Genomic DNA, 19,617 nt, shown 5'->3' on the forward strand with positions numbered 1-19,617 from the left:
TCCACAACAGAAATTAATGGCGTAAACCCGCCGGGCTTCTTATTGCCCAAATTCAGGAGAAACAACTATGCGAAATATTGAAACCCGTACCACTAAAACCGGACCAGATGATGCTGGACTCAACCTGCTGCTGACTGAGGCACGCAAAGAAGAGCGCCGGGGACGCGCAGATGTGATGGCTGCACGTCTGGACTCTTTGGCTGCCTGTATCGTGTCACGTCAGCTTAACCATACAGAAGCGGCTGAGCTGCTGCGTCAGGAAGCGGTGAAAATTCAGAACGAAGCGCAGGAGATCCACTGATGGCTGATTCTATGGACCTCGTACAGCAGCGCGTTGAAGAAGAACGTCAGCGCCACATCCACACCGCCCGCAATAAAACGCCGGGCGTTTCCCGTGTTCTCTGCATTGATTGCGATGCGCCGATCCCGCCAGCTCGCCGCCGCGCCATTCCGGGCGTGCAGTGCTGCGTCACCTGTCAGGAAATTTCAGAGCTGAAAGGCAAACACTATAACGGAGGTGCTGTATGAGCATTATTAATACGACAATTAGCCAGCGTGCAAAACGTTGGCTTGATGATGGGCGCTTATTTATTGATACCGAAACTACTGGATTGGGTGATGATGCGGAAATCGTTGAGATCTGCATCATAGATAAAAATGGTTTTATTATGCTGAATACGCTAATTAAACCTACTAAGCCTATCCCCGATGAGGCTATCGCTATTCATGGCATTACCAATGAAATGGTTACTCATGCACCAACTTGGAAAGATGTTCATGGTGCAGTAGCCGATCTGTTCTTTAATTATGGATTCGTTATTTATAATGCTGATTATGATACTCGTCTGATTCGTCAAACAGCGGAATTAAATGGATTAGGGACGGACGGATTATCTTCATTTATGGATGAGTATTCCCTGTGCGCCATGAAGTTATATGCAGAATATCGTGGCGAACCGGGGAAATATCACGGTTATAAGTGGCATAAGTTAGTTGATGCCGCCGCGCATGAAGGGGTTGTGGTCGAGGGGCAGGCACACCGTGCTTTAGCGGATTGCAAAATGACAGTAGGTGTCATCAAAGCCTTGGCGCAAGGCGGTGCAGCATGACCATGAACCGCATAACCGATGAAAGTTTGTATCAACTTATAGCAATTGAGTCACTGGCTAGTGATAACGCTGGTGACGATAAGCGTCAGGCTGACCAGATTTATCATTCAAATATTGTTTCCGCATTAGAGGAACTACGGGATTGCAGAAATTCTGCAGCATCACCGGTGGCTTGGACTGATGGAACCGAATTGCGCGAAATCGAACACGCAGCGGTTGCTGAAATGTGGGGCAAGCCGCACGGTTTTGGGCAGGATATAGCTCTTTATAAGGCTGCGCAGGCGGAACCGCCAATTGTTAATGATGTAGTCGGCATTATTGCGCTGCTACATGAAAACGAATGGGCGGATCACTGCACGAAAACAGCGCTAGGACAACAGCTGGAATATGAGATTACTAGGCTTATTAATAAAGCTCAGGCTAATCAGAACGTATCTCATTGGTCTAATCTGTGCCCTGATAATTTCCCAGAAACACCTGCAAGCCGTGATCTGATTGGAGGGTGTCATTGGCTCGACTGGAACCAGCTAAGCGCTCTTGGCCTGATTGTTCGAATTAATAAAGAAATTTTACACCCTATGGGATTGGCATTATTCCGCGATCCAGAAAGTGGGGTTTCTGATGGTGCCCTGATTGCCCCAGATGGTAAATGGCATTATGCAGATGATATTGAAAAAGGCGGTGCAAAATGAGCACCATCCTGAAATGGGCGGGAAATAAAACCCCCATCATGCCGGAACTGATTAAGCACTTTCCTGCTGGCCCGCGACTGGTTGAACCTTTCGCAGGTTCATGCGCTGTAATGATGGCGACAGACTATCCTCATTATCTTGTCGCGGATATTAATCCAGATCTTATCAATCTCTATAAAAAAATTTCCCTTGATTGTGAAGCTTTCATATCACGCGCAAAAAATATTTTTGCGATTGCGAATAGAGAAGTTGCTTATTACAACATTAGGCATGAATTTAATCACTCCTCTGAAATTACTGATTTCATGAAAGCAGTATATTTCCTTTATCTCAATCGTCATGGTTATCGTGGGCTGTGCCGTTACAACTTGAGCGGTCATTTTAATGTCCCTTACGGTAATTATAAAATTCCGTATTTTCCTGAAAATGAGATACGTGCTTTTGCAGAAAAGGCTCAACGCGCAACGTTTATCTGTGCCAGCTATGACGAAACACTGGCGCTGCTGCGGACAGGTGATGTTGTTTATTGTGACCCACCATACGATGGCACGTTTACCGCTTATCACACTGCCGGTTTTACGGAGGACGATCAGTATCATCTGGCGTCTATTCTTGAACGCCGGTCATCAGAAGGTCATCCGGTTATCGTGTCCAACAGCGACACGTCCCTGACCCGTTCGCTTTATCGTAATTTTACCCGCCATCGCATCACTGCAAAGCGCAGCATGGGCGTGGCTGCCGGTGATAGTAAGTCCGCAGCGGAAATAATCGCCGTTTCAGGAGCTACCCGCTTTAACCGGGTTTATTCCACCCACGGGGATGTGTGCTCGGTTATTTTAGAGGTGCGGGCGTGACGGTAGGTAAGTTCGCGTCCCACAACGTAGCAACCACCGGCGGCTCGAATGAGGCCGCCGTGGCCTTTTCATGGAATAACCCCAAAAAAGCGGTTAACCCATATCTGGACCCGGCGGAAGTTGCGCCGGAGTCTGCGCTTTCAAACCTGATCGCTCTTTACGCTGCGGATAACGAGCAGGAGCAGCTGCGCCGTGAGGCGCTGAGCGATGAGGTCTGGGAACGCTATTTCTTCAATGAATCCCGTGATCCTGTCCAGCGCGAAATGGAGCAGGACCGGCTGATTAGTCGTGCCAAAATGGCGCGCGAGCAGCAGCGTTTTAATCCCGATCTGATCATTCTGGCTGACGTTAACGCCATGCCGACCCATATCAGCAAGCCTCTGCTGGAACGGATTAAATATTTCCATAGTCTGGGCAGAGAAAAAGCCTATTCCCGCTACCTGCGCGAAACCATCAGGCCATGCCTTGAGCGGCTGGAGCGCGTGCGTGACAGTCAGGTGTCTGCCTCTTTCCGGTTCATGGCGAGTCATGACGGGCTGGAGGGGCTGCTGGTGCTGCCTGAAATGAATCAGGATCAGGTCAAGCGTCTTTCCACGCTGGTTGCGGCTCATATGAGCATGTGTCTTGATGCGGCCTGCGGTGATCTGTTTGTCAGCGATGATGTAAAACCAGAAGAAATCCGCCAGGCATGGGAAAGGGTTGCCGCAGAGGCCATGCGTTTTGAGGTCATCCCGCCTGCGTTTGAGCAGTTACGCCGTAAGAAACGCCGCCGCAAGCCGGTGCCCTATGAGCTGATCCCCGCGTCGCTGGCGCGTATGCTGTGTGCGGACTGGTGGTATCGCAAACTGTGGCAGATGCGCTGCGAGTGGCGGGAGGAGCAGCTGCGCGCCGTCTGCCTGGTCAACAAGAAAGCGTCCCCGTATGTCAGCTATGAAGCCGTGATCCACAAACGCGAGCAGCGCCGCAAATCGCTGGAGTTCTTCCGCTCGCATGAGCTGGTCAACGAAGACGGCGACACGCTGGACATGGAAGATGTGGTGAACGCCAGCAACAGCAACCCGGCACACCGCCGTAATGAAATGATGGCCTGTGTTAAGGGGCTGGAGCTGATAGCGGAAATGCGCGGAGACTGCGCGGTGTTTTATACCATCACCTGCCCGTCACGCTTCCACGCAACCCTCAACAACGGCAGACCTAATCCGAAGTGGACCAGTGCCACTGTCCGGCAGAGCAGTGACTATCTGGTTGATACGTTCGCTGCTTTCCGCAAGGCAATGCACAAGGCCGGGCTGCGCTGGTATGGCGTCCGCGTTGCAGAGCCGCACCATGACGGCACCGTGCACTGGCATCTTCTGTGCTTTATGCGCAAAAAAGACCGTCGTTCCATCACCGCGCTGCTACGTAAGTTTGCCATCCGTGAAGACCGCGAGGAGCTGGGCACCAATACCGGGCCGCGCTTCAAGTCCGAGCTAATCAACCCGCGCAAGGGCACGCCGACAAGCTACATCGCCAAATACATCAGTAAGAACATCGACGGGCGCGGGCTGGCTAAAGAAATCAGCAAAGAAACAGGCAGATCATTGCGTGACAGTGCCGAGCATGTCAGCGCCTGGGCGTCACTGCACCGTGTCCAGCAATTTCGCTTCTTTGGTATTCCGGGGCGTCAGGCATACCGCGAGCTGCGCTTGCTGGCTGGTCAGGCGGCGAGAGTGCAGGGCGAACGCAAAGCGGGTGCGCCGGTACTGGATAATCCGCGTCTGGATGCGGTACTGGCGGCGGCTGATGCGGGCTGCTTTGCCACCTACATCATGAAGCAGGGCGGTGTGCTGGTTCCCCGCAAACATCACCTTGTCCGCACGGCATATGAGCTTAACGACGAGCCGAGCGCCTACGGCGATCACGGTATCCGTATCTATGGCATCTGGTCCCCGATTGCGGAGGGCAAGATTTGCACGCACGCGGTGAAGTGGAAAAAGGTTCGTAAGGCCGTTGACGTTCAGGAGGCGACAGCCGACCAGGGCGCTTGCGCCCCTTGGACTCGTGGCAATAACTGTCCCCCTGTTGAAAATCTGAACAAATCAGGGGGTGATTTGCCCGATATTAAAACCATGAATGAGCAGGAACTGCACGATTACCTCCACAATATGGGCCAGAAGGAACGCCGGGAGCTGACAGCCAGGTTAAGACTGGTAAAACCGAAGCGGAAAAAAGCATTCAAACAGAGTATTTCGGAGCAGCAGCGCCTGCAGCTTGAGGCAGAACTGACTGCCAGAGGGTTTGAAGGTAGTGCATCTGAGATTGATTTGCTTCTGCGTGGTGGCAGCATTCCGTCAGGTGCCGGGCTACGGATTTTTTACCGCAACCATCGACTGCAGGAAGATGACAAATGGCGCCAGTGGTACTGACGGCAAGGCTTTAACAATTCATGCTCTTAACGACCCTCGTAAGAACGTTCTCATTGACGGATAAAAAATATTTTACTTTTGGATATCAGGGGTATACTGTATATATAAACAGTGGATATGCATACAGTTAACGCATGTCCGGGGTCGTGATAGGAGGGAAGATGCAGGACTATCTTTTGGAGTCGTTGAAGCTCCAGCGCATTGATTTTTTTATTAAGCTTGTAGCGGCTAGTGAGTGCAGCGACGAAGAAAAGCGGCTGGCTATCCAGTGGGTGTCTGAATTGACCGACGAGCTGATGGCGAAAATCCGCAGCCATGAATACTGCCGGTCAATGGACGTAACCAGTTAAGGGAAATCTGTATGCGCATTGAAATAATGATCGATAAAGAGCAGAAGATTAGCCAGGCTACACTGGACGCCCTTGAATCCGAGCTTTACCGTAATTTGCGCCCTCTGTATCCCAAAACAGCAATTCGTATCCGTAAGGGCAGTGCCAACGGCGTTGAGCTGAGCGGGTTAAAACTGGATGAAGATAAAAAGCGAGTGATGGAAATAATGCAGCAGGTCTGGGAGGACGACAGCTGGTTACATTAGCGAACGTTGCGGACGATAAAACTGGTTTTTACCGTCCGCAAGGTTGAACAACGAGCCACGCGAGGCGTTAGTGCTGTTGTGCATGTCTATGCCGCATGAAATCGCATGATCGTTTGAGGATCGTTTTTGCTCAGGCCCGCCAGAACTGGCGGGCTTTTGCTTATGTCATGCAGGTGCATGAAAACCACTACACAAAGCGGGCAGGCGTGGCGGGGATACGAGCGCGCGCTCATGGTTGTCAGTAAGAATTTATGGTATTTACAATATATAAATAATCACCATTTCAAGGAGATCTGTTGCATGGCTATGTTAGTGGAAAATTGCCCAAGGTGCGGTGCGCAAAAAATAGCATTTGATGTTCGAGGGGCTAACTGCTGTGGTACGTATGAAACATTTTCCGGCGAAAATTTACCCGAATATGAAGTATATTGTGTATGCAGGGAGTGTAAGAAAACCACAATATATATTTGCGATAGTTTAGAACGGGGGCGTGATCTTAGCAGTATTAACTGGGGCATGGCCTTATTTAAGTTAACTGATATTGCAAAAGTAAAACGTCCAATTAGTCCAGCAGATTTAGATGCAGGAGAACCACCAGAATTTTTGCCTCAGCATATACATGAAGCTTTTGTAGAAGGTTCTAAGTGTTTAGCTATTGGTTGCTATAATGCAGCAGGAACTATGTTTAGGTTATGTTTGGATTATGCAACAAAGGACTTATTACCCAAGGAAGATGCTGAACCAAATCAAAAAATACGGCGAAGCTTAGGGTTAAGAATGAATTGGTTGTTTGATAATCAGCGGTTGCCAGAGACTTTAAGAGACTTGGCTGAATGTGTAAAAGATGATGGCAATGACGGCGCGCATGAAGGAGTTTTAGATTACGCGGCTGCAGAGGATCTTGAAGAGTTCACTTATATATTGTTGGAACGTTTATATACTGAACCTCAACGCCTTGTTCAGGCAAAAGCAAGACGTGAGGATAGAAGAAAAAATAGAGGGTAGAACGGCAATTATTTTACATCATCACCCAATTCATAAGGAGAAAATGTAATTATTGCTTCCCCAAGCCAGTCATTTAATTCCTGCAAACGTTTTTGCAAGGGGATTAACTCATTGCGGACAAATACGCGACTGGCTTTTTCTACATCACCAAAACCGCCTGTATTGTTGGGAATAATCCCCATCATTTGCGGCGGTACGCGGTGTGCTGCCAGCATATCATCGCGGCTCACGTTCTTGATGTTCAGAAATTCATCCTTTGCAGCAACCTCGGACAACGGAATGATCTGGATACCATCTTTTTTCCCGTTGGGGGAGTACATAAACAGGTTGCGGAAGTTGCCAGGTCCTTTGGCGCTTTTCATTGCCTGGCGGATATTGTTCACATCCTCCTGATTCTGTGCTGCATCAGTCATGTACATTATGAAGCCAGCATGGCTGCCGTTGATATAATACTTACGGCGAAATAGCGTTGCGGACTCGTTGAGGAGTGTTGATGGGATAGCGGAGAGATAGCCGGGCAACCCATAAATCTCTTGGTTAATATCCGGCTCCATCAGATGGAAGACGTTGCCACGTGTAAATTCATAAGGCTGTGTGGTCAGGCCATACTGAACAAACCAGTAGGTATCGAGATCCACACCACGCCGTGTATATTTCGCCAGTGCTGGTTCCAACGAGAGAACGCCGCCGAGTCGGTTGGTGCGCTTTTCCAGATAGGCGTTACCGAACACAAGATAGTCCTGAACGAAACGGGCAAAAGCCTGCTGGCTGAGCAGGCGGTGCGGAATGTAGGTACTGCTTAGAATGTCGCGCTTAACCGCTATTGGTGAGCTGTGATGCACGGCGGCGCGGTAGGTTCGCGCCAGTCCGTCAAAGCTTACCGGCGGCTCATACCAGCAGTCTATCTGCACACATTCCACATAGTCCAGCAACTCTCGGCGGTCCAGCACCGGGATAGGATCGCCAAAAGTGAATGCCTCGGCTCTGGTGGATGTGCCTGTCTGCTCAATGCCATCAGATGTTGCTGTGTTGCTGATATTACCGAGTTCACTCATCAAAAAATCTCCACAATATTGCTGGTATTGGCGGATTCGCCCTGCAGCGGTTCGTTAAACAGTGCGTGCATCGTTGCCCAGGCCAAATCTGCGTGGCTGGCTTCTTCGCTGCGGCTGGCTTCATAGGTAGGGCGGTTGCCGCTGGCGGTTGTGGCGCGGCGGATAGCCATAAAGGACTGCGCAATGTCGGTGTGCCCGGCGTCAAACTCCAGACGGCGGTGGCTGATAATGTCGTATGCTTTGAGCACCAGGGCGTTTTTAATATTGGGGTTGTAGACAAACTCCCGGACAGCGGGAAAGAACGCTTTTACGTTCTCGTAAACGCCGTGACCGACGCCGGTCGAGTCGATGCCGATATAGGTCACGTTGTACTGCTGCGTCAGTTTTTTAATGGCGTCAGACTGGGCGCGGAAGTCCATCCCGCGCCACTGGTGTCGCTCCAGAATACGGAACTTCCCGCCCGGTACAGTGGGCGGTGCCATAACCACGCAGCCTGCGCTGTCACCGTTCTGCGTACCTTTCGCCGGGTCATAACCGATCCAGACTTCTCGCCAGCCAAACGGGCGCAGCGCCAGCGCCTGAAAATCGGTCCAGACTTCCCAACTGTCCACCATGCACGCCTGCAGTTCGCTGAGCGGGAATACTGACGCCAGATCGTCAATAAATTCGCACATCAGCAGGTTCTGGTATTCGTCCGGGCTGTACTCCATGCGCAGCTGGTCGAGGTCGAACAGGTTACAGCCGCCGCGCACCGCATCCTCCACGGTGACGATCTGGCGGTACTGTCCGTCAGGGCAGAGCAGGCCGCGCGCAAGGTTACTGTGGGTCAGGTCAATATCCACCTTGTCCGCTTTGGCGCGGCCCCGGTTAAACAGCGCGCCGGACCAGAACGGATAGGCACTGTGGGTCAGGCTGGACGGCGTGGAAAAGTAGGTTTGTCGCCATTTCTTGTGAATGGCCATCCCGGAGGCCACCTTGCGCAGCTCCTGGAATTTCGGTATCCAGAAATATTCATCCAGGTACAGGTTGCCGTGGTAGCTCTGCGCCGTGCGGGCGTTGGTGCCGAGAAAGTACAGGCACGCGCCGTTGCTGAGCGTCATCGGGTCGCCTTTCAGCTCAACATCCACCTCTTTTGCAAAGTCGATGATGTACTGCTTAAAGACGTGCGCCTGCGCCTTACTGGCTGAGAGGAAGATCTGGTTGCGCCCGGTGGTGATGGCATCAATCAGCGCTTCGCGGGCAAAAAAGTATGTTGCCCCAATCTGACGTGATTTAAGCAGGTTGCGAATGCGGTGTTTTACGCCTGCCTGCCACCAGTGGCGCTGATATTCAAACATGCCGTTGCGGAAGATTTCTTCCAGCTTTTCGGTCTGTTCATCGGTGAAAACGTTCTTTTCCGGCTGGCGGCGCGGCCCTTTGTTACGGTTGGCAACTTTCGGGTTTAAATCAGCTTCGTTCCCGCCATCGTTAAATTTTCCGATCCGGGCATGGCGCTCTGACTGGCGCGCCAGCAGGTCAATTTCCTTGAAGTCTTTCCCTTCTTTCTGCTCCTTCATGATGAGCTGGCAGTAACGTGCGGCGGTGGTGAGCTGCATTTGATCCAGCGGCCCATAGTCACCCCATTTGTCGCGTTTTTTCCAGCTGTGAACGGTTGCAACTTTTTCGCCCAGCATTTCAGCAATGCGGGCTACGCGGTATCCCTGAAAGTACAGCAGCATGGCCTGCCGACGGGGATCGAGGTCTGCGGGGGTCAGTGTCATGTTCATGGCTCAAACATACGGCCTTGCCTGACGGCTTTCCCCGGCTGCGGTTTGTGTGGTTTACCGTACAAGTGCCGCGCGTTGTTTCACTCCCCCCATCACCGCAAACATAAGGCTCCAGTAAGTTATTTTTAACGGAGCACGGCTCATGACAGTGAAAGCAAAGCGTTTCCGTATCGGGGTGGAAGGTGCCACCACTGACGGGCGCGAAATCCAGCGTGAATGGCTGGTACAGATGGCTGCAAGCTACAACCCAACGGTCTATACCGCGCTGATTAACCTTGAGCACATCAAGTCTTATCTGCCGGACAGCACCTTTAACCGCTACGGCAGGGTGACGGGGCTGGTTGCAGAAGAAATCAAGGACGGGCCGCTGGCGGGCAAGATGGCGCTTTATGCCGATATCGAACCCACGGAAGCCCTGGTGGAACTGGTGAAGAAAGGCCAGAAGCTTTTCACCTCCATGGAGGTCAGCACGAAGTTTGCCGACACCGGCAAAGCATACCTTGTGGGGCTGGGGGCGACGGACGATCCTGCGAGCCTGGGCACCGAAATGCTGGCTTTCAGCGCCAGTGCAGCACATAACCCGCTGGCAAACCGTAAGCTGAACCCTGAAAACCTGTTTTCGGAAGCGGTTGAAACGCTGATTGAACTGGAAGAAGCCCAGGACGAAAAGCCGTCCCTCTTTGCCCGCGTCACCGCGCTGTTCACCAAAAAAGAGCAGACCGACGATGCGCGATTCTCTGATGTGCATAAAGCCGTGGAGCTGGTCGCTACTGAGCAGCAGATCCTGAGCGAGCGCACTGATAAATCCCTGTCCGATCAGGACCAGCGCCTTTCTGAGCTGGAGTCCTCCCTGCAGGAGCAGCAGACCGCCTTTGCCGAGTTACAGCAGCAGCTGAGCCGTGAAGACAGCCGCAAAGATTACCGCCAGCGCGCGCCGGGCGGTGACGCACCGGCAGGCACCCTGACCAATTGCTGATGGAGCATAAAACCCGATGAAAAAGAAAACCCGCTTTGCCTTTAACGCTTACCTGCAGCAACTGGCGCGCCTGAACGGTGTGGAAGTTGAAGAACTGTCCAGCAAGTTTACCGTGGAGCCGTCCGTGCAGCAGACGCTGGAAGACCAGATCCAGCAGTCCGCCGCTTTCCTGACGCTGATTAACATCACGCCGGTCACTGAGCAGTCAGGACAGTTGCTGGGGCTGGGCGTGGGCAGCACCATTGCCGGAACCACCGATACCACCACCAAAGAGCGTGAGCCTACCGATCCGACGCTGATGGAAGACGTGGAATACAAATGCGAGCAGACCAACTTTGATACGGTGCTGACCTACGCAAAACTGGACCTGTGGGCGAAATTCCAGGACTTCCAGGTGCGTATTCGCAACGCCATCGTCAAGCGTCAGGCGCTGGACCGCATCATGATCGGTTTTAACGGCGTGAAGCGCGCCAAAACCTCCAACCGTGCTGAAAACCCGCTGCTGCAGGACGTCAATAAAGGCTGGCTGCAGAAAATCCGCGAAGACGCGCCGGATCACGTCATGGGCAGCAAAACCGCAGAAGACGGCACCACTACTGCAGAACCGGTAAAAGTAGGTCCGGGTGGTAAGTATGTAAATCTTGACGCGGTGGTGATGGATACCGTCAACGAGCTGATCGATGTGGAGTATCAGGATGATGACGAACTGGTTGTTGTCTGCGGACGTGAACTGCTGTCTGACAAGTATTTCCCGCTGGTCAACAAAGAGCAGGACAACAGCGAGAAAATCGCCGCCGATCTGATCATCAGCCAGAAACGCATGGGCGGCCTGCAGGCTGTGCGCGCGCCTTTCTTCCCGGCAAATGCCCTGCTGATCACCCGTCTGGATAACTTGTCCATCTACTGGCAGGAAGACACCCGCCGCCGTTCAGTTATCGACAACCCGAAACGCGACCGGATTGAAAACTTTGAATCCGTCAACGAGGCGTATGTGGTCGAGGACTACCGCTGCGCGGCACTGGTGGAAAACATCGAAATCGGTGATTTCACCCCGCCTGCAGCAGAAATAGGAAATGGAGAGTAACGCATGAGCCTGAGTCCCGCACGGCAGCACCGCCTGCGCATTCAGGCCGAACAGGCCGCCCGTGAGGGCGGCAGTGTTCGCCATGCGTCGGGTTATGACCTGATGCTGCTGCAGCTGGCAGAAGATCGCCGCAGGCTTAAAGGCATCCAGTCCACGGTGAAAAAGGCGGAAATCAAGGTGGAGCTGCTGCCGAAATATTCTGCCTGGGCAGAGGGCGTGCTGGCTGCCGAAGGCGCGCAGCAGGATGACGTGCTGATGTACGTGATGCTGTGGCGTATCGACGCCGGTGATTATGCCGGTGCGCTGGAAATCGGGCGTCATGCGCTGCGCCATGGCTGGGTTATGCCGCTGGGCAACCGTAACGTGCAGACCGTGCTGGCAGAAGAAATGGCAGACGCGGCGCAAAGCGCTCTGCTTGCTGCTGCTGGTTTTGATGCCGGTCTGCTTCTGCAGACGCTGGACCTGACAACCGATCTGGATATGCCGGACCAGTCGCGGGCGCGCCTGCATAAAGCCATCGGCGCTGTACTGAGCGAAAGCAACCCGGCGTCTGCCCTGAATCACCTTACCCATGCGCTGCAGCTTGATCCCCGCTGCGGTGTGAAAAAAGAAAAGCAGCAGCTGGAGCGCAGACTGCGCAATGACAGCCGCTAAAGAACGTGCCCCGCGCACGGGCGGCACGGGATGGCGAAAGGCACTGCCACATCAAAATTCCGTCCACCGCCCACTTATTCAGGAGAAAGCCGCATGAAGTTTGTTGCGCCCGAACAGGTGCCGGAACAGGCGGAGGTCATCAAAAATACGCCGTTCTGGCCTGATGTGGACCTGTCGGAATTTCGCAGTGTGATGCGAACTGACGGCACGGTGACGCAGCCGCGTTTAAAGCAGGTTGTGCTGACGGCTATTTCTGAGGTTAACGCTGAGCTGTACGACTTCCGCAACCGCCAGCAGTTGCTGGGCTACCGGGCACTGGCTGAGGTTCCGGCGGATATGCTGGACGGCAAAAGCGAGCGTATCCAGCACTACCACAACGCCGTTTTTTGCTGGGCGCGTGCTGTGCTCAATGAGCGTTATCAGGACTATGACGCCACGGCGTCAGGCGTGAAGCGAGGGGAGGAGCTGGCGGAGGCCAGCGGCGATCTGTGGCGTGATGCCAGCTGGGCTATCAGCCGGGTGCAGGATGCGCCGCACTGTACGGTGGAGCTTATCTGATGAAAGTGCGTGCGCATCAGTATGACACGGTGGACGCGCTTTGCTGGCGTCATTACGGGCGCACGCAGGGTGTCACTGAGCAGGTTCTGCAGGCAAATCCGGGGCTGGCTGAGTACGGCCCATTTTTACCGCACGGGCTGCAGGTGGAGCTGCCGGACATTACGGCGTCAACCACGGCGCAGACCGTCCAGCTATGGGACTGAATTATGACGCTTGAACGAATCAGCGCCTTTATCACTTACTGCATCGCCGTGCTGCTGGCATGGCTGGGCGATCTGTCGCTCAAAGATGCGTCAACGGTTGGCGGCGTACTGATTGGTGTGCTGATGCTGGCTATCAACTGGTACTACAAACACCAGTCTTTCAAATTGTTACGTGGCGGCAAAATTTCGCGGGGGGAATATGAATCCTTCAATCGTTAAGCGCTGCCTTGTCGGGGCTGTGCTGGCTATCGCCGCCACGCTGCCCGGTTTCCAGTCGCTTCATACCTCTGTTGAGGGGCTGAAACTGATCGCCGATTACGAGGGATGCCGCCTGCAGCCGTATCAGTGCAGCGCAGGTGTCTGGACTGACGGGATCGGCAATACATCCGGGGTGGTGCCGGGGAAAGCTATCACGGAACGGCAGGCGGCGCAGGGGTTAATAAACAATGTGCTGTTGACTGAAAAAAGGCTGGATGCCTGCCTGACGGTTAAGCCCCCGCAGCATGTCTACGATGCGCTGGTGAGTATTGGTTTCAATGTGGGGACCGGCGCGATCTGCAGGTCAACCATGGTGTCATATATCAATCGCCAGCAGTGGTGGCAGGCATGCAACCAGCTACTGCGCTGGATTTACGTTAACGGTGTAAAAAATAAAGGTCTGGAGAACCGCCGCGCGCGGGAAATGGCCTGGTGCTTAAAAGGAGCGTCCTGAAATGAAATGGTTCAAAAGTTACTGGCTGCCGCTTTCGGTTCTGGCGCTTCTTGTGATGGTTGATGTGCTTTTTCCTGCCTCCCATGCGCTTTTCCCGCTGGCGTTGATCATGTGGTTTGAGTATGCCGCATTTTCACTTGTCTGTTTTGCTGGTTTGTACTCCTGCACTCTGACAGGTAATGACCGGCTAAAGGTCCGATTCCTGCTGGGCAGGGTATTAAGGGTGATGGACGCAATCACTCTCACCTGGTATCTGCGTCTGGCTGTTGCCTTTGTGATGTTGCTTGCCGGGTGGAAACTGACGGGGCTGGTTTATGTATCTACCGTTGCCATTGGCTTAGCAATCAAGAATGAATTAAAGGCATTGCGGGAATGAATCGCGCACTGATGTTAGGGCTGGCGCTGGCACTTGCGGCGCTGGGCTGGCAGTCGTGGCGGCTTAACAATGCCAGTCACACCATTGAGACGCAGGGCAAGGCGCTGAAAAGCAAAACGCAGGAACTGACGAAGAAAAACAGTCAGTTGATTGGCCTGTCCATTCTGACCGAAACCAACAGCCGGGAGCAGACGCGGCTTTATGCGGCAGCGGAACAGACCACCGCGCTGCTGCGAAGCCGCCAGCGCCGGATCGAGGAACTGAAACGTGAAAACGAGGATTTACGCCGCTGGGCTGACGCTCCTTTGCCTGCTGACATTATCAGGCTGCGCGAACGTCCGGCCCTTGCCGGAGGTGCAGCTTACCGTGAATGGCTGTCCCAGAGTGACGCAGTGCCGTCTGGAAAGGTCAGCGCCGCGCAGTAACGGCGATCTGAACGCGGTGCTGGATGAAACCGAGGCCGCCTGGGCGGTCTGTGCTGACAAAGTGGACACGATTATTGCGTGTCAGGAGCGAGACAGTGAACAAACCGCGGTCCTTACGCAGCGCCCTGAATAAAGCGGTTGCTTATGTCCGCGACAACCCGGACAAGCTGCACCTTTTCGTTGATAACGGCTCACTGGTGGCAACCGGTGCCAGCTCCATGTCATGGGAATACCGCTACACCCTGAACGTGGTGATCGAGGATTTCAGCGGAGACCAGAATCTGCTGATGGCTCCTGTGCTGCTGTGGCTAAGTGACAACCAGCCGGATGCTATCAATAACCCGGAGCTGCGCGAAAAACTGTTCACCTTTGAAGTGGATATTCTGCGCAACGATGTGTGCGATATCAGCCTGAACCTGCAACTGACGGAGCGCGTGCTGGTCAGCACTGACGGCAGCGTGTCAAGCGTTGAAGCGGTGCCGGAGCCGGACGAACCCGAAGAAATGTGGACGGTGAAACGTGGGTGAACTGCAGAGGGTGGATGACTGGCTGACGGCGCTACTGGCAAATCTGGAGCCTGCAGCACGCAGCCGTATGATGCGGCAACTGGCGCAACAACTGCGCCGGACGCAGCAGCAGAGCATCAGGCTACAGCGTAATCCTGACGGCAGCGGCTATGAGCCGCGCCGGGTGACAGCCCGCAGCAAGAAGGGACGCATCAAACGCCAGATGTTTGCAAAGCTTCGCACCACAAAATACATGAAAACCACCGCCAGTGCGGACTCCGCCAGCGTGCAGTTTGATGGCAAGGTGCAGCGCATTGCCCGTGTTCATCATTACGGCCTGCGTGATCGCGTCAGCCGCAAAGGCCCGGAGGTTCGCTACGCAGAGCGCCGCCTGCTGGGCGTGAATGATGAGGTGGAAACCGTTACCCGTGACACTCTGTTGCGCTGGCTGGCGGGGTGATCTTTGTTTCATCGCTGGTACAAGCGCCAGAACTGCCTACCTTTTCCCACTGATGGCAACCTTTCGTTATGAATGCACAACTGACCGAAATCATGCGCCTTATCACCAACCTGATCCGCACCGGCACCGTGACCGAAGTGGACCGGGAAAACTGGCTGTGCCGGGTGAAGGTGGGCGAGCTTGAAACCAACTGGATTAACTGGCTGACGCTGCGCGCCGGTGGTGCCCGTACATGGTGGTGTCCGTCGCCGGATGAGCAGGTGGTGGTGCTGAGTATGGGCGGCAATCTGGAAACCGCTTTTGTGCTGCCCGCTATCTACTCCAATCAGTTTCCGCCACCGTCGGATTCCGTGGACGGTTGCGTGACGGAGTACCCGGACGGGGGATGGTTTGAGTATGAACCCGCCACCGGACGATGGCATGTCAGGGGCATCAAATCCATGGTGATCGAGGCAGCAGACAGCGTCACCTACAAAACAGGTGAGTTTGTCGTGGAGGCTGACACCACGCGTATTAACAGCGAGGTGGTGATCAATGGCGGCGTCACCCAGGGCGGCGGCGCAATGAGTTCTAACGGGATCGTGGTTGATGACCATGAGCATACTGGCGTTCTGAAAGGCGGCGACAACACGGGGGGGCCGGTATGACGTTGTATATCGGTATGAGCAGGAATGACGGGCAGACCATCACAGATACAGACCATCTGCGCCAGTCGGTGCGGGATATTCTGCTGACGCCGCAGGGCAGCCGTCTTGCCCGCCGGGAATATGGCTCCCTGCTGTCTGCCCTGATTGACCAGCCGCAGAACCCGGCGCTGCGCCTGCAGATTATGTCTGCGGTCTATGTGGCGCTGAACCGCTGGGAACCGCGCCTTACGCTGGACTCCATCACCATCAACGGCAATTTTGACGGCTCTATGGTGGTTGAACTTTCCGGACACGGCAATAACGGCGCACCGGTTTCCCTTTCCGTATCAACAGGAGCAGACAATGGCAGTCATTGATCTTTCCCAACTACCGCCGCCGCAGATTGTGGACGTGCCGGACTTTGAAGCATTGCTGGCAGAACGCAAGGCCGCCTTTGTGGCCCTCCATCCGGCTGATGAACAGGATGCCGTTATGCGCACGTTAGCGCTGGAGTCAGAACCTGTCACCAAACTGTTGCAGGAGAATACTTATCGAGAAATCCTGCTGCGCCAGCGTATTAATGAGGCTGCGCAGGCGGTCATGGTGGCCTATTCCATGGGAAATGACCTTGAGCAACTGGCAGGCAACTGCAACGTGAAGCGCCTGACGGTAGTCCCTGCAGATAATGACGCGGTGCCGCCGGTCGCCGCAGTGATGGAAAGTGATGAAGCATTACGCCAGCGCATTCCTGCAGCATTTGAGGGGCTGTCCGTTGCAGGGCCGACGGGAGCCTATGAGTTCCACGCCAGAAGTGCCGACGGGCGCGTGGCTGATGCCAGCGCAACCAGTCCTGCACCGGCAGAGGTGGTGCTTACCGTACTGAGCCGCGAGGGTGACGGGACGGCAGGGGCTGACCTGCTGGCAGTGGTTGAACAGGCGCTTAACAGTGAAAAGGTTCGCCCGGTGGCAGACCGCCTGACGGTGCGCAGCGCTGAAATTATTCCGTACAGCGTGGACGCAACGATATTCCTTTATCCGGGGCCGGAGGCTGAGCCGGTGATGGCAGAAGCAAAAGCCAGTCTGCAGAAATACATCGCCAGTCAGACGCGGCTGGGACGTGATATCCGCCGCAGCGCCATTTATGCCGCGTTGCATGTGGAGGGGGTCCAGCGTGTGGAGCTGACGTCCCCGCTGGGTGATGTGGTGCTGGATAAGACGCAGGCGGCATCCTGTACAGAATGGAGCGTCACCAACGGGGGCACTGATGAATAGCCTGTTGCCGCCGGGTTCGTCGCCGCTTGAGCGCCGACTGGCGCAGACCTGCAGCGGGATTTCAGATCTGCAGGTATCACTGCGGGATTTGTGGAACCCGGCAACCTGCCCGATCAGATTCCTGCCTTATCTGGCCTGGGCGTTTTCTGTTGATCGCTGGGATGAGAGCTGGACAGAAAGCGTCAAGCGCCGCGTTGTGCAGGACGCGTTTTATATCCATCAGCACAAGGGAACAACCAGCGCTGTGCGGCGCGTGGTGGAGCCGTTCGGCTTCCTGATCCGCATCATTGAGTGGTGGCAGACCGGCGAAACGCCGGGGACGTTCCGTCTGGATATTGGCGTGCAGGACCAGGGCATAACAGAAGAAACCTATCTGGAGCTGGAGCGCATGATCGGTGACGCCAAGCCGTGCAGCCGCCATCTGATCGGCATGTCCATCAACCTGCAGACCAGCGGCCCCTATTTTGTGGGCGCAGCCACCTACAGCGGCGAAGAAATCACGATCTACCCGTATATCAACGAAACCATTATTTCCGGCGGCACCGCTTATGAGGGCGGCGCGGTCCATGTTATTGACACGATGAGAGTGAACCCATGAGCGCAAAATTTTATACCCTGCTGACGGATATCGGCGCGGCAAAACTGGCAAGCGCCGCCGCGCTCGGTGTCCCGTTGAAAATTACCCAGATGGCTGTGGGCGACGGTGGCGGCGTGTTACCCACGCCCAACGCTCAACAGACAAAGCTGGTTGCCGAAAAGCGCCGTGCTGACCTCAATATGCTGTATATCGATCCGCAGAACAGCGGCCAGATTATTGCTGAACAGGTGATCCCTGAAACCGAGGGCGGTTGGTGGATTCGTGAGGTTGGTTTGTTCGATGAAACCGGCGCAATGATTGCCGTGGGCAACTGCCCGGAGAGCTACAAGCCGCAGCTGGCGGAGGGGAGCGGACGCACGCAGACCGTGCGAATGGTGCTGATTACCAGCAGTACCGATAACATTACCCTGAAAATTGACCCGTCAGTGGTTCTGGCAACCCGCAAATATGTGGATGACAAAGTGCTGGAGCTTAAGGTGTATGTGGATGATCTGATGGCTAAACACCTTGCCGCAGCGGACCCTCATAATCAGTACGCCACTAAGGAAAGTCCTACGCTGACGGGGACGCCGAAAGCACCAACTGCACCGGCAGGAACCAATACCACGCAGATTGCCAGCACAGCGTTTGTGCAGGCTGTGGTCACGGCGCTAAATAACGCACTGGCGCTGAAAGCACCGCTTGCAAGTCCATCCCTGACCGGAACGCCAACGGCTCCTACTGCAGCGCAGACCGTGAACAATACGCAGATTGCAACTACTGCATTTGTGAAATCAGCTATCGCGGCACTGGTGGCATCATCCCCGGCGGCGCTGGACACGCTGAATGAACTGGCTGAAGCGTTGGGTAATGATCCTAACTTTGCCACTACCATGACAAATGCGCTTGCAGGCAAACAGCCACTGGATGCCACGCTGACAAGCCTCAGTGGCAAAAGTATTTCAGATCTTCTCCAATACCTTGGTCTGGGAGAAGGCTCTATGCTCCCGGTTGGGACTCCAATTCCCTGGCCGCTGGCAACACCGCCGACCGGCTTTCTGAAAATGAACGGTGCAACATTTGATAAGGTTGCAAACCCTAAGCTTGCCCTTGCGTACCCGTCCGGAGTCTTGCCCGACTTACGTGCGCAAACTATTCGTGGCTGGGATGATGGAAGGGGTATTGATACCGGACGGGCGCTTTTAAGCGAACAGGGGGATGCGATCCGAAACATTATTGGCAGTGCCGCGAACGTCTATACAGGAAACCCAGATTTAGCGACGGGCGTCATTACCTACACCGGTACTGGAATCACCTCGTGGCAGAGTGGAACAGGACTGAGTATTTCCTACAGAAACTTAAATATTAATGCTGCGACTCAAGTTCCAACCGCTGCTGAGAACCGCGTTAAAAGCGTGGCATTTAATTACATCGTGAGAGCGCAATAATGAAAGAATACATCACGCTTAATGCGCAGGGATTTGCAGAAACTTCAGGATGGATTGTTTGCTATCTGACAAAACCTGATGGGGAATATATCGGCTTTATTGATGAGTTTATCCCGGCAACTGCTGGCTTACCTGCTGGTGCATATATTGATGAACCCCCGGCCGATGAAGCGGGAAAAGCGATAATCCGTGTCGGCGATAAGTGGGAGTTAGTCGATGACCATCGCGGCGAAACGGTTTACAGCACAGAGAGCGGCCA

At 54.3% G+C, this 19,617-nt stretch carries 28 protein-coding genes and 1 pseudogene; 27 read left to right on the forward strand and 2 right to left on the reverse strand.

The features are described 5' to 3' along the window. Positions 1-67 precede the first annotated feature (67 nt). From OGW44_RS12700 to OGW44_RS12740, 9 genes are all read left to right on the forward strand, one after another. Positions 68-301, forward strand: coding sequence for a DUF2732 family protein (locus tag OGW44_RS12700; RefSeq protein ID WP_248129267.1), 234 nt, complete (start codon positions 68-70; stop codon positions 299-301). Then, positions 301-528, forward strand: coding sequence for a TraR/DksA family transcriptional regulator (locus tag OGW44_RS12705; RefSeq protein ID WP_097362822.1), 228 nt, complete (start codon positions 301-303; stop codon positions 526-528). Before OGW44_RS12700 ends, OGW44_RS12705 begins: the two co-directional genes overlap by 1 nt. Further along, on the forward strand, positions 525-1,109 hold the full coding sequence (locus OGW44_RS12710) for a 3'-5' exonuclease family protein (RefSeq protein WP_015386356.1): 585 nt from the start codon (positions 525-527) through the stop codon (positions 1,107-1,109). The genes OGW44_RS12705 and OGW44_RS12710 overlap by 4 nt, the downstream gene beginning before the upstream one ends. After that, positions 1,106-1,801, forward strand: coding sequence for a DUF7415 domain-containing protein (locus OGW44_RS12715; protein WP_278085753.1), 696 nt, complete (start codon positions 1,106-1,108; stop codon positions 1,799-1,801). The genes OGW44_RS12710 and OGW44_RS12715 overlap by 4 nt, the downstream gene beginning before the upstream one ends. Further along, entirely contained in the window at positions 1,798-2,655 is an 858-nt protein-coding gene (locus OGW44_RS12720) for a DNA adenine methylase (protein ID WP_278085754.1), read from the forward strand. Before OGW44_RS12715 ends, OGW44_RS12720 begins: the two co-directional genes overlap by 4 nt. After that, positions 2,652-5,060 carry a replication endonuclease gene (locus OGW44_RS12725; protein ID WP_278085755.1) on the forward strand — a complete coding sequence of 803 codons (2,409 nt, stop codon included), beginning with the start codon at positions 2,652-2,654 and terminating at the stop codon, positions 5,058-5,060. The genes OGW44_RS12720 and OGW44_RS12725 overlap by 4 nt, the downstream gene beginning before the upstream one ends. Positions 5,061-5,221: 161 nt before the next feature. After that, positions 5,222-5,410, forward strand: coding sequence for a hypothetical protein (locus OGW44_RS12730; protein ID WP_001154443.1), 189 nt, complete (start codon positions 5,222-5,224; stop codon positions 5,408-5,410). An 11-nt stretch (positions 5,411-5,421) separates the two neighbouring features. Next, positions 5,422-5,655: a DinI family protein gene (locus OGW44_RS12735; RefSeq protein ID WP_001217561.1), complete on the forward strand. Its 234-nt coding sequence runs from the start codon at positions 5,422-5,424 to the stop codon at positions 5,653-5,655. A 300-nt stretch (positions 5,656-5,955) separates the two neighbouring features. Continuing rightward, a complete protein-coding gene (locus OGW44_RS12740) occupies positions 5,956-6,660 on the forward strand; it encodes a DUF4145 domain-containing protein (protein WP_063614638.1) in 705 nt (234 codons plus the stop codon). 8 nt (positions 6,661-6,668) lie between these two features. On the opposite strand, the gene OGW44_RS12745 is transcribed toward OGW44_RS12740, so the two are convergent. Both OGW44_RS12745 and OGW44_RS12750 read right to left on the reverse strand, forming a co-directional pair. Next, positions 6,669-7,715, reverse strand: coding sequence for a phage portal protein (locus OGW44_RS12745; RefSeq protein ID WP_278085756.1), 1,047 nt, complete (start codon positions 7,713-7,715; stop codon positions 6,669-6,671). Further along, entirely contained in the window at positions 7,715-9,481 is a 1,767-nt protein-coding gene (locus OGW44_RS12750; RefSeq protein ID WP_278085757.1) for a terminase ATPase subunit family protein, read from the reverse strand. The genes OGW44_RS12745 and OGW44_RS12750 overlap by 1 nt, the downstream gene beginning before the upstream one ends. A gap of 142 nt (positions 9,482-9,623) precedes the next feature. Between OGW44_RS12750 and OGW44_RS12755 the strand changes: the two genes are divergently transcribed. From OGW44_RS12755 to OGW44_RS12840, 18 genes and pseudogenes are all read left to right on the forward strand, one after another. Then, positions 9,624-10,457 carry a GPO family capsid scaffolding protein gene (locus OGW44_RS12755; RefSeq protein WP_278085758.1) on the forward strand — a complete coding sequence of 278 codons (834 nt, stop codon included), beginning with the start codon at positions 9,624-9,626 and terminating at the stop codon, positions 10,455-10,457. A gap of 16 nt (positions 10,458-10,473) precedes the next feature. Next, positions 10,474-11,541, forward strand: a complete 1,068-nt coding sequence (locus tag OGW44_RS12760; RefSeq protein WP_278085759.1) for a phage major capsid protein, P2 family — start codon at positions 10,474-10,476, stop codon at positions 11,539-11,541. A gap of 3 nt (positions 11,542-11,544) precedes the next feature. After that, positions 11,545-12,195, forward strand: coding sequence for a phage terminase small subunit (gpM, locus tag OGW44_RS12765; protein ID WP_076009147.1), 651 nt, complete (start codon positions 11,545-11,547; stop codon positions 12,193-12,195). 93 nt (positions 12,196-12,288) lie between these two features. Beyond that, entirely contained in the window at positions 12,289-12,753 is a 465-nt protein-coding gene (locus OGW44_RS12770) for a head completion/stabilization protein (RefSeq protein WP_278085760.1), read from the forward strand. Further along, positions 12,753-12,956 (forward strand): tail protein X, encoded by a 204-nt coding sequence (locus OGW44_RS12775; RefSeq protein ID WP_000868184.1) that lies wholly within the window; start codon positions 12,753-12,755, stop codon positions 12,954-12,956. The genes OGW44_RS12770 and OGW44_RS12775 overlap by 1 nt, the downstream gene beginning before the upstream one ends. A gap of 3 nt (positions 12,957-12,959) precedes the next feature. Next, complete coding sequence (locus tag OGW44_RS12780; RefSeq protein ID WP_000171565.1) at positions 12,960-13,175, forward strand: HP1 family phage holin; 216 nt, start codon at positions 12,960-12,962, stop codon at positions 13,173-13,175. Further along, positions 13,156-13,668, forward strand: a complete 513-nt coding sequence (locus OGW44_RS12785; RefSeq protein WP_278085761.1) for a lysozyme — start codon at positions 13,156-13,158, stop codon at positions 13,666-13,668. Before OGW44_RS12780 ends, OGW44_RS12785 begins: the two co-directional genes overlap by 20 nt. A 1-nt stretch (position 13,669) precedes the next feature. Then, positions 13,670-14,044, forward strand: coding sequence for a DNZ54_00345 family protein (locus tag OGW44_RS12790; protein WP_278085762.1), 375 nt, complete (start codon positions 13,670-13,672; stop codon positions 14,042-14,044). Beyond that, positions 14,041-14,469 carry an Rz-like lysis system protein LysB gene (gene lysB, locus OGW44_RS12795; protein ID WP_278085763.1) on the forward strand — a complete coding sequence of 143 codons (429 nt, stop codon included), beginning with the start codon at positions 14,041-14,043 and terminating at the stop codon, positions 14,467-14,469. Before OGW44_RS12790 ends, lysB begins: the two co-directional genes overlap by 4 nt. Further along, on the forward strand, positions 14,354-14,602 hold the full coding sequence (lysC, locus tag OGW44_RS12800) for an Rz1-like lysis system protein LysC (protein ID WP_225807948.1): 249 nt from the start codon (positions 14,354-14,356) through the stop codon (positions 14,600-14,602). Before lysB ends, lysC begins: the two co-directional genes overlap by 116 nt. Beyond that, positions 14,565-14,996, forward strand: coding sequence for a phage tail protein (locus OGW44_RS12805; RefSeq protein ID WP_278085764.1), 432 nt, complete (start codon positions 14,565-14,567; stop codon positions 14,994-14,996). The genes lysC and OGW44_RS12805 overlap by 38 nt, the downstream gene beginning before the upstream one ends. After that, positions 14,989-15,435 (forward strand): phage virion morphogenesis protein, encoded by a 447-nt coding sequence (locus OGW44_RS12810; RefSeq protein WP_278085765.1) that lies wholly within the window; start codon positions 14,989-14,991, stop codon positions 15,433-15,435. Before OGW44_RS12805 ends, OGW44_RS12810 begins: the two co-directional genes overlap by 8 nt. 68 nt (positions 15,436-15,503) lie before the next feature. Next, positions 15,504-16,082, forward strand: coding sequence for a phage baseplate assembly protein V (locus OGW44_RS12815; protein WP_278085766.1), 579 nt, complete (start codon positions 15,504-15,506; stop codon positions 16,080-16,082). Further along, entirely contained in the window at positions 16,079-16,438 is a 360-nt protein-coding gene (locus OGW44_RS12820) for a GPW/gp25 family protein (RefSeq protein WP_278085767.1), read from the forward strand. Before OGW44_RS12815 ends, OGW44_RS12820 begins: the two co-directional genes overlap by 4 nt. Then, complete coding sequence (locus OGW44_RS12825; protein ID WP_278085768.1) at positions 16,425-17,333, forward strand: baseplate assembly protein; 909 nt, start codon at positions 16,425-16,427, stop codon at positions 17,331-17,333. The genes OGW44_RS12820 and OGW44_RS12825 overlap by 14 nt, the downstream gene beginning before the upstream one ends. Beyond that, entirely contained in the window at positions 17,326-17,931 is a 606-nt protein-coding gene (locus OGW44_RS12830; protein ID WP_219395470.1) for a phage tail protein I, read from the forward strand. The genes OGW44_RS12825 and OGW44_RS12830 overlap by 8 nt, the downstream gene beginning before the upstream one ends. After that, the gene (locus OGW44_RS12835) at positions 17,928-19,358 is read left to right on the forward strand and encodes a phage tail protein (protein ID WP_278085769.1); all 1,431 of its coding nucleotides are present in this window, start codon (positions 17,928-17,930) and stop codon (positions 19,356-19,358) included. Before OGW44_RS12830 ends, OGW44_RS12835 begins: the two co-directional genes overlap by 4 nt. Then, positions 19,358-19,617 (forward strand): annotated as a pseudogene (locus tag OGW44_RS12840) (tail fiber assembly protein); the annotation flags it as partial. The gene OGW44_RS12835 and the pseudogene OGW44_RS12840, both read left to right, overlap by 1 nt.

This window comes from Citrobacter sp. Cb023 (genome assembly GCF_030336805.1).
Taxonomy (GTDB): Bacteria; Pseudomonadota; Gammaproteobacteria; order Enterobacterales; family Enterobacteriaceae; genus Citrobacter; species Citrobacter braakii.